Below are 13,628 nucleotides of genomic sequence, written 5' to 3' on the forward strand. Positions count from 1 at the left end.
CTCCTATCCCTGTTACTTCCTAATTCCTTTTTAGTGGGGGAGTGTGAACAGTTACTTTTAAAAGTCTTGGTCATGTATCCATAATCTTTAGATCCCCCTAAATCCCCCTTAATAAGGGGGACTTTGACTCTTTGATACTTATACGGAAGTTTTAACTTGACGTGCCATATCTAAAAAGACATTCATATTTACGCCGGGACGACGACGAGGACTATTAGTAGAAATGAGATATTTGGTAGCAAAATTGGCTTCAGCGGGGACTGATATTTTAACTGGTTCAGGCTTAGTAACTTTTACTGCTGCTGGTGTAACTTTTGGTTCAATTTTTGGTGTAGGTTGTGCTGCTACTGTTGCTGGAGATTGAGTAACATTACCTTCTTCCTTTAGTTCTAGGTAGTAGCTATTACCATTTTTGTTAAACAATCCAGTAATAAAACCCACAATACCCGCAATGATATTTTTGATAAAACCCATAAAAGATGCTCCTGGTTTGAATAGTTGGGAACGTTACCGAAATTGTTAAAAATTACGGTGTAATATTACATTTGATTACGTTATTTGCGGTCAATTATTAGACTTACTGTTTGCTGATTAAAAGCCTATAATGACTACTGGTAAGTATTTGTAGGTTTTTTTTGTCTAAAACAGTATTCAGTAAATAACGCAAATTAATTATCAAATTTTATTATAACTATAACATTATGAGAACTTTTTTAACAAATCTTAATAATATACATTCAGTCTCAAAACTTTCAAATATTGTATATTCAGGGTTTGCTGATAGCGTAGCGCAGTTTTGATGCCATTTTTTATGCAATTACCCGATAGATGTTACAATCTGTCGGTTAAATATGCTCAAATATTTACTCTGCAAGGGTTTCTAGGTATTATTCGTGACACAACAAGATCAAAAACCTGCTCCTTCTTTCGCTGGTATTGCTGGTATCGTTGCCGCAGCAACTTTAATTAGTAAAGTGTTTGGTTTGATTAGGCAGCAAATAATCGCTGCGGCTTTTGGTGTGGGTGCGGCAGCTACAGCTTATAGTTATGCTTATATTATCCCTGGTTTTCTGTTAATTTTACTTGGTGGTGTCAATGGTCCTTTACATAGTGCCATTGTCAGTGTTTTAGCTAAACACAAAAAAGAAGAAGCCGCACCGATAGTAGAAACCATCACAACTCTTGTCGGTGGGTTGTTGATACTGGTGACATTTGCTCAGATTTTCTGTGCTGAGTATATTGTAGATTTTGTTGGTCATGGATTAGAAGTAACTACAAGAGCGATCGCTATCCGTCAAATCCAAATTATGTCACCCTTGGCTTTATTTGCCGGCTTAATTGGCATTGGATTTGGAACTTTAAATGCAGCTAATCAATATTGGTTACTCTCTATTAGTCCTTTATTATCCAGTATTACCGTTATCATCGGTATTGCTATTTTAGCAGGGCAATATGGTAAAGAAATTATTAATCCCGAATATGCTTTAATCGGTGGCATGGTATTAGCTTGGGGGACTTTAGCCGGAGGAATTTTGCAATGGTTAGTCCAGTTAATTGTCCAATGGCGGTTAGGACTAGGGACATTACGCCTAAGATTTGATTTTAAATCTCCTGGTGTTCAAGAAGTAATTAAAATCATGACTCCAGCGACAATATCATCAGGAATGATGCCGATTAATGTCGCTACTGATCTTTATTTTGCGAGTCCTATTGCTGGTGCAGCCGCAGCTTTTAACTATGCTAATCTTTTAGTTCAAACTCCATTAGGGATTATTTCTAATATTATTTTACTGCCTTTATTACCAACATTTGCTAAACTTTCTCACCCAGATAATTGGCAAGAACTAAAATTACGCATTCGGCAAGGACTTTTACTGACTGCCGTTACCATGTTACCTTTAGGGGCATTAATGGTATCTCTATCTGTGCCAATTGTCCAGATGGTTTATCAACGGGGAGCATTTAAACAAGAAGCAACTCAGTTAGTATCTTCCCTATTAATTGCCTATGGAATTGGAATGTTTGTCTATTTAGGGCGTGATGTTTTAGTGAGAGTATTTTATGCTTTAGGTGATGGACAAACACCTTTTAAAATTAGTATATTTAATATTGTTCTTAATGCTGTATTAGATTTAATATTAGTTAAACCGTTTGGTGCGCCTGGATTAGTTTTAGCTACAGTTGGAGTTAATTGTAGTTCGATGTTGATGTTATTATTTTTGCTCAATCGCAAACTTAATGGTTTACCTTGGCAAGAATGGTGTGTACCAATTTTGGGTTTAACAGTTGGGAGTATAATTGCAGGTGTAGCTAGTTATGGAACTTTGGTTGCTTCCCGACAGGTGTTAAGTAAACAAGATTTAATTAGTTTACTCATAGAATTATCCATATCTGCCTTTGTGGGAATTGGAGTATTTGCGATAATTGCCTCCAGAATGAATATTCCCGAAGTGAATATGTTTGTAATGAAGATGCAGCAAAAGTTTTTGAAAAAAAATAACGGGTGAAAGAACTATAAAATCATTGGTAGTGATTCGGAAGTGGTGGTGAGACGCTAAAATTCAGGGTTTTGATAAGCAAGATAAACAGCTTCTAAAAATACATCTGAAGCAATATTTCCTGGGAGAATTTCTAAATTAATAATAGATTGAACTTGTTGGGTGAGTTTTAAAGAAAGTGCTGTCCTAGCTTTTTCTGACATTCCACTACGTCGGAGTAAATATTCTCGAATAATAGCAAAATCATCGGGTAATAAAGGTGATAAATCTGCCATTTCTTGTAACTGAATATGAAAAGATTTAGCTGCTTCAGAAATGGCTAAATTTGATGATTTCACAACTGTTTCTGCTTGAATTACAATTGTCCCAGCGGCTAAATCACCAATACGCTTTTCTCGATTACTAAAAGTAATTAAAAAAGCACCAATAAATAAAGATTCATCAAGAGGACGGAATAAGGCTCGTAATGTAGTTTGTTGTAAACCTACAGGTCTACCATCATCTCGGACAACACGAATTTTAGCAATACTTTTACCGGGTGTTTGTCCTTGCCAAAGAGTTTCAAAAATGACAAAATAACCCGTATAAATAAAGAAAAAACTTAATAGAGATATGGCTATCAACCACAGTCCAAAATTAGAGCCAAAAATGCCAACTCCAATATCAGTTACTTGCTGAAAAATAAACGACCATATTAACGCCATTATTGCTAAAATAAAAGCTAAAATTAGGTAGTCAATCATTAATGCTAAAGCCCGACTACCAATTCCAGCGAGGGTAAATTCTATTTCTACACTTTCGGGTGTAGTAAATTTAATACGATTAAAAAGGTGCATTTTTTATATTTAAATATCGTGATCACGTAATTGTAAACCCAAACCTTCTCGACGACTTCTGAGGTCATAATAAATAACGGCTTTGACTGTTTGCCAAAAAGGTGCGATTAATGCTAAACCAGCAAGAGTCAGTCCAAGAATTAACAAGGAAAAAATTATTGAGAAACCAACATTTCCGTCTTTTAGTAAAGGTGTGAAAATCAACTGAATAATGCTAGTGATGATTTGTATAATAAATTGAATGGGAATAGTTATTAAAGCACCAACTAGAGAGATTAAAACTATTCTGCCGATATTTCCTTTAGTCAGTTCCCAGCTACGATTAATCGTGGAACTACCGTTAACATCATCCTCAATAGCTAGGGGAACATCTACTAAGTAAAATCTAGTTCCTATCCAGACAATGCCTGTGAATATGATTATCATAACTACAAGCACTATTAAGATGAGAATAACTACATTAGCTGTATTTCCATCTTGTAATCCTCCTAGTAATGCTGCTGGTATACCTATTAGTAAACCACCAGTAAGCATAGATGCAAATGTAATTCCTAGACTAATGACAAGCATGAGGATCATATTGATAAAAAAGTCCCATAAGCGGGAATTAACAAATCGTTCACCGGATGAAACACTTTCCGGTTGGTTAACTAATTCGCCAAAAGCCAACCGAGAAATCAGGGCTGAAAGGGCATAAAATTTTACCCAACCGTAAATAGGAACTAGTAACCAAGCATAAGCTTTAAAGGCTATAAAAAAATATTCTTTTAGATGAGAACGGTACAATCGCATTCCTGCACTGACAACACTACCTACACTCAACGGTTGAATAGGGTGAGGAGAATTAAAATTTCCAGACATGGTGTTAATTTTTTCCTAAAATACGGCGCTTACTCTGAAGTTATCTTAAGCTAATCTGTACTAAGTATTTAGAAATTTTATGAATATTCAACGTTGGATAGGAAGACGAGAGACTAATTGGCGGCGTTTAGATGCTTTATTGAAGAAGGTAGAACAAAAACGGTTAAAGTCTCTGGGTTCTCAAGAAATTAGGGAATTAGCGAGTTTATATCGTTCTGTGGCTGCGGATTTAGCTAGGGCGCGAACCCAGCAAGTAGGTAAAACATTAATTCAAAGTTTACAATCTTTGACGACTCGCGCCTATACACAAATTTATCAGGGTTCGCGGCGACAGGAATGGCAAGCAGCGAAGGAGTTTTACTTGTGGGGTTTTCCTGAAGTGGTGCAGCAAACCTTCCTATACATTGTTACAGCCACCGCTATGTTTATTTTAGGTGGTTTAATTGCTTGGTGGTATGCTTGGCAAGATCCTAGCTTTATGTCGTTGATAGTACCGGAAAGATTGATTTCTTTGGTGCGAGATAAGGGTGAATTATGGATGGGTTCAATTGTGGGGATTGAACCGTTAGCTTCTAGTAATATTATGATGAATAATATTTCTGTGTCTTTTGGGGCTGTGGCTGGGGGAATTACGGCGGGTTTATATACAACTTATATATTAGTATTCAATGGGTTGTTAATTGGTGCTATTGGTGCTTTAGTCGGTCAAAATAATCTGGCTTATCCATTTTGGGCGTTTGTATTTCCTCATGGTGCTTTGGAATTACCTGCGATATTTTTTGCTGGTGGTTCAGGTTTGTTGCTGGCAAGGGCAATTTTATTTCCTGGTAAATATCGCCGTTGGGATGCGTTGAAGTTTTATGGTTCTTTGGCGGTACAATTGGTTTTCGGGATTGTGCCGATGTTGATTGTTGCTGGTTTAATTGAGGGTTTTTTGTCACCAAATCCGATTATTCCAGATCCAATTAAGTATTTGGTGGGGATGGGTTTGTTTGTGGTTTTGGTGAGGTATTGTGGTCGGAAGAAGACAATATAAAGGTCTCACGCAAAGGCGCAAAGGAAGAAATTGTAGTGTTTTATCAATGAATCCTGGGCGCAGGCCCTGCGCCCCTACCTTTATTAATTCCTGCCCTATTTCAAAGTTGATTTCTGGCTTTGAGTTGTAAATATCTATCAACTAATTGTTCGGAAATTTGATTTGCTGGTGCGTCGAGAACTAATACTCCTTTTTGTTTTAGTTGGGCAAATGCTAGTTGTCTTTGTGCTAATAAGTCTAGGGAAACTGCGCGAATATAAGATTGTGTGGCATCTTCGGTAAAGGTATGTGCTAAATTGTCAACTTGAGGATCTCGCAGGGTGACACAAAAGGGTAAATAACGGGGTGCGAGTCTGGTAAGGGCTACGAGGAGTTCAGAGGAAGCGGTGATATCAACTAAGTCCGTAATGATGACTACTAAAGCCCTGCGGGTTTGTTGTTTGACGACGTGGGTAACTGCACCTAAATAATCAGATTCGATTAATTCTGGTTGAATGGGGGTGAGTTTATCAATGAGTTGGTTGAGATGATTTTGTCCGCGTTCTGGGGGTATCCATGTATGTATTTTGTTGTCAAATATACCAACGCCAACGCGATCGCCTCTGTGCAATCCTGCCAATGCTAGGGATAATGTGGTATTTAAACCCCAGTCAAATCGTTGCAAACCTTGGACTTGTGCTGTCATTAATCTGCCACGATCTAATAATATCAATAATGTTTGTTCTTGTTCTGGTTCTAAAACTCTGACGAGGGGACCGGTGTTACCATAACTACGTCTAGCGGTGGCTTTCCAATCAATGAAGCGTAAATCGTCACCGCTACGATAGCTTCGCAGTTCGGCAAATTCTGTCCCTATTCCCATTTGTCGAGTTTTGCGGATAGAACCTGATGATTGTAATGTCAGACGAATGGTGAGCGATCGCAATCCCACCAAATCAGGATATACTTTTACCTGTGTACTCTGGGGAATTTGCCAATCATGCCACACTAACCCCCACATTCCCAACTGTCGTACTTGCATATTTCCCCAAGAAAACTCTCCTCTTTGATTTGGGTAAACTGTGTAAGTTAATTCTTGGCTTTGATTAGCATTAATATTAGCTGTAACTGTGGTTGTAGAAACAGCAAATTCTTGGGGATAATAATCACGAATTTTAATAACTGCATCAATTTTCCCAGATTGGACTTTTAATATGACTGGATTATCTCTACCAATAGATAAACGTGATGGTAATTCGCGGGTAATTTCTACGCGGTTTGCTTTCATTCCCCAACCATCAATTACCATAAAGGTAAAAACGGTAATATCAAATAAAAAAGTTATGATTATGGTTTGATAAATTCCCAAAATCATAGATAAAATTGGGGACATAAATATTCCCGCAATTAATAAAAAATAAACTTTTTTCGATGGTATCATAGTTTTTGTTTCGCGCAAAGAAGACGGGTATAGTAACAGTCAAGGTGGTTAGGACATAAATTGTTCGTGTCAACGTACCGTAGGTATTCCTGAAACTCCGTCCACAACAGGTTTTTACTCCTGACTCCTGACTCCTGACTCCTGCTATATTCTATTATCTAGGAACTGGAACTTGATTGATTACTGCTGCAACTACCGCGTCAATTTGTAAACCATCTAGCATTGCTTCTGGTTTCAATAATAAGCGGTGACGCAATAAGGGTGAAGCCACTGATTTTACATCATCTGGGGTGACAAAGTTCCTACCTGATAACCAAGCTGCGGCTTGAGAAGTTTGTAACCAAGCACCCGCAGCACGAGGAGATGCACCTAAAGCTAAATCAGGATATTGGCGGGATTTTCGGACAATTTCTAATAAATAATCAACTATCGTTTCTGATACTTGAACTTGTTTGACAGCTTGTCTAGCTTGCAAAATATCAATTACTGTAGTGATAGGTTTTAAGTTAGCAATATCTGCACGTTTCGCAGTAAATCCAGATTGACGATTTAATAACATTTGTTTTTCGGCTGCTTGTTCTGGATAATCTACGATTAACTTAAACAAAAACCGATCTAATTGTGCTTCTGGTAAAGGATAAGTTCCTTCAAATTCTAAGGGGTTTTGGGTGGCAATTACCCAAAATAAATCAGGCAATGGTAAACTTTCACCGTCGAGAGTAACTTGCATTTCTTCCATTGCTTCCAAGAGTGCAGCTTGGGTTTTTGGAGGAGTGCGGTTAATTTCATCGGCTAAAAGTATTTCTGTAAAAACGGGACCTTTTTTTAAGGTGAAATCGCGGGTATTTAAGTCAAAAATATTTGTACCTGTAATATCTGACGGAAGAACATCTGGAGTTAGTTGAATACGACGAAAATCAGATTGAATTAATTGTGCCAATACTTTAACTAACAATGTTTTTCCTGTTCCAGGAACTCCTTCTAAAATAATATGTCCACCTGCTAATAAGGCAATTAATGTTTGTTTAATCAAAGCAGGTTGTCCAACAACTATTTGATTAATTGCTTTTCCCAGGTTTATTAAAACCGAATTATTAGTTTCACTCATATTTATCAATCACTCACACACAAAAAAAGCATAGAAAGAGATTTCGAGAAATGTCATGTTTATCAAAAGACTGATACCAACTTTATGTGAGGCTGTACAGAATCATCATCATCCGTATTTATCTGCGTTTATTTGCGTTCATCTGCGTTTAATTATTTTCGTAAATTACGCCATATACTTAACCAGCTTATCAGTTCTCGTTCACTTATTCGGCGTTTTTGCAATGGTAGTTTTAATACTGCATGGAGTTTTTCTGTATTATTCCCTGTTTGTTCTTCCCAGATTTTTAGTAAAACCTGATTTTCTAAAGGAATTTGACTCAAACCCAAAGCTTTTTGCAGTTGTATTTGTTCTTCCTTCCCCAGCATTTCTACGACAAAATCGGTAGATTCTGCTTTGTGAAGAACTCCCGCCAAAGCTTGAATGTAAGCATAACTATTATTTATGGTGGGTGCTTCTAATTTTACTGGTTTACCAAAGCGGCGATTTTCTGCCCAAATTAATGCCAATATTAGGATAATTAGCTGGATAAAGGCTGGTAATAGGGGAGTTTTAGCAAAGTAATTGAATATACTATCTTCTCCTACTTTTTTCTGAATATCTTTGTCTTTATAGCCATGTATATATTCGTCTACAAATACTTCTTGACTATTTTTAGTGACTAAATCTGCTAATAATTTAAAATTACTATCATTGTCTTGATAGGCATTAGCAGCTAAATATGGTGTTGTTGCTAAAATTACTTTGCCTTTACCGAGTTTTTTCTGCCAAATTATGGCTGCAAATTCGTCTCCTAATATGACTTGTTCGCCTTTTGAGATACTATATCGGCGACGGGTATCAATCTTTATGTTTCCGAAGGTTGATTGCTGCTGTGTACTAAATGCTGCTGCTGTTACTGGTTTTTTAATTCCTAAGATTACTAGGTTGTTTCCTTTTTTTACCCATTCTTCTTGTTCTGAATATATTTCTATTTCTTGAAGGGCGCTATTAACTTGTAATAAGGTGATAGGGTTTTTTGTGGTTGGTAAATCAGTAAATGGTTTTTGCCAACGTTGAATACTGATATTTTGATCTTGCATAAAGGCATACCACGCACCATAGCCATCAGGGGCGCGATTATAAGTAGAACCACTAGTTAGTTTGGTATTGGGGGCTGCTATAGTGGTCAGTAAAATAATCACGGCTAAGACTATCGCACCTAACCAAGCAACGCGCTGATTGCGTTTCATAATTTATCTGAATTAATATGGAAATTATTGAACAGGAGTCAGGAGTTAGAATGAATTCTGTATAAGTAGCAGATAAATTATGTTCTATAAGCAAGACTTTTACTCCCGATTACCGACTAGTGATTCCTGAATTTTCTGATAAGCTTGCCAACACTGTTGATAATTTTCTGCTAGAATGTCCTGCTCACTAAAGCACAGTTGTTCATGGGTGGTTATTAATGTTTGATATGGCTGGAGGAGGGTAACGGAGGATGTGAGTAATTGTAAATATTCTCCGTCTGTGCGGCTGGGTTGTTGGTGAGCGATCGCTTGTTCATGTAATCGTTGTAACATTGCTAAATAAACACAGCGACAGGCTTCCCTATAATTGTACTGCCGTTGAAATTCCTGAGCTTGGCTTAATAACAGGGTAATGGATGTTTCTCTGGAATTAGTCTTGCTTCTAGAACCCCTAGCATTATTCACCGCATTTAGCCAAGTATAGATATAAGGATTAAATTCTTGCCATAAGCGCCAACCTACCCATACCAAGAATAAACCTAATCCTGACCAAAATAGGATTGTTAGTAATTCATTTAACCAAGGACTGATTGACCAGCCAGGAGGCAAATCTGGTAAGGTGTTTTGAAATCTGGAAAATTGGTATTCTACCCATTCCCCTACCTGTTGTTGGAATAAGGAAAACTTCCACACCCAATTTGTTTGTTCAAAAGCATCTGTAGTCATAAAACAGCAGGACTCAACCTATTATTTATTTATCATTACCATTACTGATTTTGCCAATGTTATAGCGGTATGTACTTGAATGAAGTACAAAAATTAATTCAAAAGCCTTACAGCAATCCTTTTCTTTCCTTCTCCCTTCTCCCTTCCCTCTTCCTTCTTTTTCCTGACTCCTGACTCCTGACTCCTGACTCCTGACTCCTGACTCCTGACTCCTCCAACAGCATGACTATTTACTTTTACAAAGTTTCCCAGCCATACGGGTGTTTTTCCAATTTTTCTCCTCACGGTATTGATATCGAAGGTACTTATTGGCCAACTGTTGAACATTATTATCAAGGACAAAAGTTTGTTGGTAGTCCAGATGCCCCGATTATACCTTTAATCCACACTGCTGCTACTCCTGAACAAGCTGCTGCTTTGGGGCGTTGTCAAACTCGTCGTCTCCGTCTAGATTGGGAAGTAGTTAAAACTCAAGTAATGCGAAGGGCAGTATTCAAGAAATTTATAACTCATCCTGAGATTCAAGAAATATTATTAATGACAGGTGATGAAATACTCATCGAAAATTCACCTACAGATTATTTCTGGGGATGTGGTGCAAATAAGACAGGAGATAATCATTTAGGCAAAATACTCATGAGTGTGCGAACAGAAATACGTAATTCATTTGCTTGATAGGTATTTTTGACATAAAAACAGATGGAAATAAGCGAAACGAAGAAGAGTTTTGATGATAATTAATGAACTTAAATAAAAAATGATCAACTTGATTAGTATAAAATTAGTATAACGTTTTATTAAAAACCCTTAAGATTAACAATTTGTAAGCTATAAACTTTTATTAGAGAGTATTTAATAAAAATTTATATTTGTGTTTAGGTGAAGATAAAGCAATGATATTTCCCGATCAACCAAACCGATTGCAGCAGAACTTAGAAGAAGAAAGTTTGCTGCACCGGATGATAAAACAAATTAGGCGATCGCTCGATCTTCAAGAAATATTAACAACAACTGTTAATGAAGTTCGTGCATTCTTAAATACAGATCGGGTAAAAATATACAAATTTGATCCTGATCATAGCGGTGAAGTCATTGCCGAATCTATACACGAACAAAGGCTACCATCCTTAATGGGTCTTCACTTCCCGTCTAGTGATATTCCCCTAGAATCCAGGGAAATGTTTTTACTAGCACAACAGCGTTCAATTATTGATGTTAGTCGCGGACAAATCGGACTGTCACCACTTATATCCCTAGAAACTGGCGAGAACTTACTGTCTGAAAATATTTACTATCGCCAAGTTGATCCATGTCACATCCAGTATCTACAGGCAATGGGTGTAGAGTCTTCCTTCATAGTGCCAATTTTAAACTATGACCTCATAGAAGCAGTATCACATCCACAATTATGGGGATTATTAGTATCACATCACAGTCAGCCGAGAACGATTTTAGGACGAGAAATAAAAATAGTCCAACAAATAGCGGACCAAGTAGCGATCGCCATCTCCCAAAGTAACATCCTGCGCGAAAGCCTTGCCCAGCAAAGGCGAGAAACCATAATCAACCGGATTAGCACCCTCCTACATCAACTCCCCACCATGCAGATACAAACAGCAGTGGAAGAAACCATAGCTGCTTTTAACGGCATCGGCGGCAGACTTTATATCGAATCAACCCAAGAACTACATACATGGGGTCAACAACCCCAAATCACCAGAGAATCAGCAAATAATATCATCGAATGTCATCCCGTTTGGCAGCAATGGATAGCAAAATTCAAACTAGGACAAATTCACGCAATTTCTGACCTTTATCAAGAACCATCTCTGCGAGTATTAGTCCCAGCCTTTAAATCCTCATCAATTCGGGGCATCATGATCATACCCCTTCATTATCGGGAAACCTTCCTGGGGACATTCAGCATTTTTCGTCCAGAATTTGACACAGAAATTCTTTGGGCCGGACAGCGTGAACCAAACCAATCCCAACTACTACCTCAGCTTTCCTTTGAATTATGGAAAGAAACCAAAAAAGGACAAGCCCCAGAATGGAAACCAGAAGATATTTCCCTAGCAACAGGCTTATGCCATAACTTCTCAATGGCCATTCAACAACAGCAAACATACCAACAACTACATATCCTCAATAACCAACTAGAACAAAGAGTCAAAGACAAAACCGCTAAACTAGAACAATCATTATCTCTGACCAAAGCACTTAAACAAGTCACAGATCAAATGCGTGGCACACTGGACTTGAACATCACCTTGCAAACCATCGTTAGAGAAGTGCGTTCTCTTCTTAATTCTGACCGAGTAGTAATTTATAAATTTCTCAGTCAATTTGAAGGTAATGTAATCGTCGAAGATATTAACAGTAATTGGCCATCAGTCCTGGGAACGCAACAACCAGCAGGATGCTTTCCTGAAGAATCCGTCCATCTTTACTTACAAGGTAGAATCAGGAGCATTAACAATGTATCCACAGACTCCTTAACTGATTGTCATCGAGAATTTCTCCAAAGTCTACAAATCCAAGCTGACCTCATCGTTCCTATCAACATTGATACCCAATTGTGGGGATTACTCATTGCCCACCAGTGTGCAGCACCAAGAACCTGGCAAGAAACAGAAATCGAACTCCTACAACAGTTAGCAGACCAAGCCGCCGTAGCAATTCAGCAAGCACAACTCTACGAACAAAGCTGTGTATCCGAAGCCCAATCAACTGCCAAAGCAGCACAACTAGAACAAACCCTGCATCAACTTCAAGAAACCCAGACAAAATTAATTCATAGTGAAAAAATGTCGGGTCTAGGACAACTAGTAGCAGGTATAGCCCATGAAATCAACAATCCTGTTAACTTTATCTACGGTAACTTAAGTCATGCTAGTGACTACACAGAACAACTTCTAGAAATTCTCCGACTTTATCAATCCCAATACCCCCAACCGGAAGGTAAAATCCAGGAGATTTTAGAATCCATAGACTTTGATTTTGTAGTAGAAGACTTACCAAAAATCATGTCATCTATGCAAGTAGGAACAAATCGGATTCGCTCCATAGTTCTATCATTACGTAATTTTTCCCGCCTTGATGAAGCAGAAAACAAAAGCGTTGACTTACATGAAGGTATTGATAACACCTTACTAATTCTTCAACATCGTCTCAGACCACATAGCAGTTTTTCGGGAATTGAGATCATCAAAGACTATGGCCAATTACCAAAAATAGAATGCTATGCGGGACAAATGAATCAAGTATTTATGAACGTGATCAATAATGCCATTGATGTCCTCACCCATGAGTCAAAAGAAAATATTGACCACCCCCCCACCATTCGCATTTCTAGCCGAGTTTCTACAAATAATACTCATATACTAGTTAGTATTGCTGATAATGGACCAGGAATCAGTGAAGAAGTTAAACAGCGGATTTTTGAACCATTTTTTACAACCAAACCAGTAGGCAAAGGTACGGGACTCGGACTAGCAATTAGCTATCAGATAGTAGTTGAAAAACACGGTGGATTAATGGAATGTATCTCAGAACTAGGGAAAGGAACAGAATTTTGGATTGAGATTCCCCTGAAATTGAGTATAGTTGACAGATAGACTGAGTTAAATTCAGTGAATTTCTAATTAAAGCTTTATTTCCTCCATATTTTCTCCATTTGTTTCAAAACTTAAAAAATAGTGAGTACGTACTCAGTTGAATAGAAATAAAATTATTTTCCGAAAGTTGTTTTTAATCATTAAGAATATAGGTTTTTATCAAATATATCTTTGGGAATTAGTAAAGTTTAATTGCAAAAATATCCTATGGAATTTAAAGCTGTTATTCTAATAGTTGAAGCAGGTATAGCTTCCCTGGCAGATACAACAGCTAGAGAGAAAGAAGAGAAAAAT

11 protein-coding genes are annotated in these 13,628 nt (G+C 37.6%); 4 read left to right on the plus strand and 7 right to left on the minus strand.

The window, feature by feature from the left end; genetic code table 11:
• Nucleotides 1–138 precede the first annotated feature (138 nt).
• Nucleotides 139–474, minus strand: coding sequence for a hypothetical protein (locus FJR05_RS06140; protein WP_168643302.1), 336 nt, complete (start codon nucleotides 472–474; stop codon nucleotides 139–141).
• A 419-nt stretch (nucleotides 475–893) separates the two neighbouring features.
• On the opposite strand from FJR05_RS06140, the gene murJ reads away from it, so the two are divergent.
• Entirely contained in the window at nucleotides 894–2,507 is a 1,614-nt protein-coding gene (gene murJ, locus FJR05_RS06145) for a murein biosynthesis integral membrane protein MurJ (RefSeq protein WP_168643303.1), read from the plus strand.
• Nucleotides 2,508–2,554: 47 nt separating this feature from the next.
• On the opposite strand, the gene FJR05_RS06150 is transcribed toward murJ, so the two are convergent.
• Both FJR05_RS06150 and FJR05_RS06155 read right to left on the minus strand, forming a co-directional pair.
• Entirely contained in the window at nucleotides 2,555–3,334 is a 780-nt protein-coding gene (locus FJR05_RS06150; RefSeq protein WP_168643304.1) for an RDD family protein, read from the minus strand.
• 9 nt (nucleotides 3,335–3,343) lie between these two features.
• The gene (locus tag FJR05_RS06155; protein ID WP_168643305.1) at nucleotides 3,344–4,195 is read right to left on the minus strand and encodes a DUF975 domain-containing protein; all 852 of its coding nucleotides are present in this window, start codon (nucleotides 4,193–4,195) and stop codon (nucleotides 3,344–3,346) included.
• A 79-nt stretch (nucleotides 4,196–4,274) separates the two neighbouring features.
• On the opposite strand from FJR05_RS06155, the gene FJR05_RS06160 reads away from it, so the two are divergent.
• A complete protein-coding gene (locus FJR05_RS06160) occupies nucleotides 4,275–5,231 on the plus strand; it encodes a stage II sporulation protein M (RefSeq protein WP_168643306.1) in 957 nt (318 codons plus the stop codon).
• 100 nt (nucleotides 5,232–5,331) lie between these two features.
• On the opposite strand, the gene FJR05_RS06165 is transcribed toward FJR05_RS06160, so the two are convergent.
• The 4 genes from FJR05_RS06165 to FJR05_RS06180 form a co-directional block, all read right to left on the minus strand.
• Nucleotides 5,332–6,651 carry a DUF58 domain-containing protein gene (locus tag FJR05_RS06165; RefSeq protein WP_168643307.1) on the minus strand — a complete coding sequence of 440 codons (1,320 nt, stop codon included), beginning with the start codon at nucleotides 6,649–6,651 and terminating at the stop codon, nucleotides 5,332–5,334.
• A gap of 154 nt (nucleotides 6,652–6,805) precedes the next feature.
• On the minus strand, nucleotides 6,806–7,759 hold the full coding sequence (locus FJR05_RS06170; RefSeq protein WP_168643308.1) for a MoxR family ATPase: 954 nt from the start codon (nucleotides 7,757–7,759) through the stop codon (nucleotides 6,806–6,808).
• A 152-nt stretch (nucleotides 7,760–7,911) separates the two neighbouring features.
• Nucleotides 7,912–8,991 (minus strand): DUF4350 domain-containing protein, encoded by a 1,080-nt coding sequence (locus tag FJR05_RS06175; protein ID WP_168643309.1) that lies wholly within the window; start codon nucleotides 8,989–8,991, stop codon nucleotides 7,912–7,914.
• Nucleotides 8,992–9,090: 99 nt separating this feature from the next.
• Nucleotides 9,091–9,717 (minus strand): DUF4129 domain-containing protein, encoded by a 627-nt coding sequence (locus tag FJR05_RS06180; protein WP_168643310.1) that lies wholly within the window; start codon nucleotides 9,715–9,717, stop codon nucleotides 9,091–9,093.
• 222 nt (nucleotides 9,718–9,939) lie between these two features.
• Here FJR05_RS06180 and FJR05_RS06185 point away from each other — a divergent pair, with 222 nt between their 5' ends.
• Both FJR05_RS06185 and FJR05_RS06190 read left to right on the plus strand, forming a co-directional pair.
• Nucleotides 9,940–10,392 (plus strand): NADAR family protein, encoded by a 453-nt coding sequence (locus tag FJR05_RS06185; RefSeq protein ID WP_168643311.1) that lies wholly within the window; start codon nucleotides 9,940–9,942, stop codon nucleotides 10,390–10,392.
• 218 nt (nucleotides 10,393–10,610) lie between these two features.
• Nucleotides 10,611–13,334: a GAF domain-containing protein gene (locus FJR05_RS06190; RefSeq protein WP_168643312.1), complete on the plus strand. Its 2,724-nt coding sequence runs from the start codon at nucleotides 10,611–10,613 to the stop codon at nucleotides 13,332–13,334.
• The last annotated feature ends 294 nt before the right edge of the window (nucleotides 13,335–13,628 follow it).

Source organism: Dolichospermum sp. UHCC 0259 (genome assembly GCF_009711935.1).
In the GTDB taxonomy this organism is placed as follows: Bacteria; Cyanobacteriota; Cyanobacteriia; order Cyanobacteriales; family Nostocaceae; genus Dolichospermum.

Excerpts from the sequence above, each read along its gene's own strand:
- FJR05_RS06185 (WP_168643311.1), top strand. The coding sequence starts at position 9,940 with ATGACTATTTACTTTTACAAAGTTTCCCAGCCATACGGGTGTTTTTCC.
- FJR05_RS06155 (WP_168643305.1), bottom strand. The coding sequence starts at position 4,195 with ATGTCTGGAAATTTTAATTCTCCTCACCCTATTCAACCGTTGAGTGTA.
- FJR05_RS06160 (WP_168643306.1), top strand. The coding sequence starts at position 4,275 with ATGAATATTCAACGTTGGATAGGAAGACGAGAGACTAATTGGCGGCGT.
- FJR05_RS06150 (WP_168643304.1), bottom strand. The coding sequence starts at position 3,334 with ATGCACCTTTTTAATCGTATTAAATTTACTACACCCGAAAGTGTAGAA.
- FJR05_RS06165 (WP_168643307.1), bottom strand. The coding sequence starts at position 6,651 with ATGATACCATCGAAAAAAGTTTATTTTTTATTAATTGCGGGAATATTT.
- FJR05_RS06170 (WP_168643308.1), bottom strand. The coding sequence starts at position 7,759 with ATGAGTGAAACTAATAATTCGGTTTTAATAAACCTGGGAAAAGCAATT.
- FJR05_RS06190 (WP_168643312.1), top strand. The coding sequence starts at position 10,611 with ATGATATTTCCCGATCAACCAAACCGATTGCAGCAGAACTTAGAAGAA.
- FJR05_RS06180 (WP_168643310.1), bottom strand. The coding sequence starts at position 9,717 with ATGACTACAGATGCTTTTGAACAAACAAATTGGGTGTGGAAGTTTTCC.
- FJR05_RS06175 (WP_168643309.1), bottom strand. The coding sequence starts at position 8,991 with ATGAAACGCAATCAGCGCGTTGCTTGGTTAGGTGCGATAGTCTTAGCC.
- FJR05_RS06140 (WP_168643302.1), bottom strand. The coding sequence starts at position 474 with ATGGGTTTTATCAAAAATATCATTGCGGGTATTGTGGGTTTTATTACT.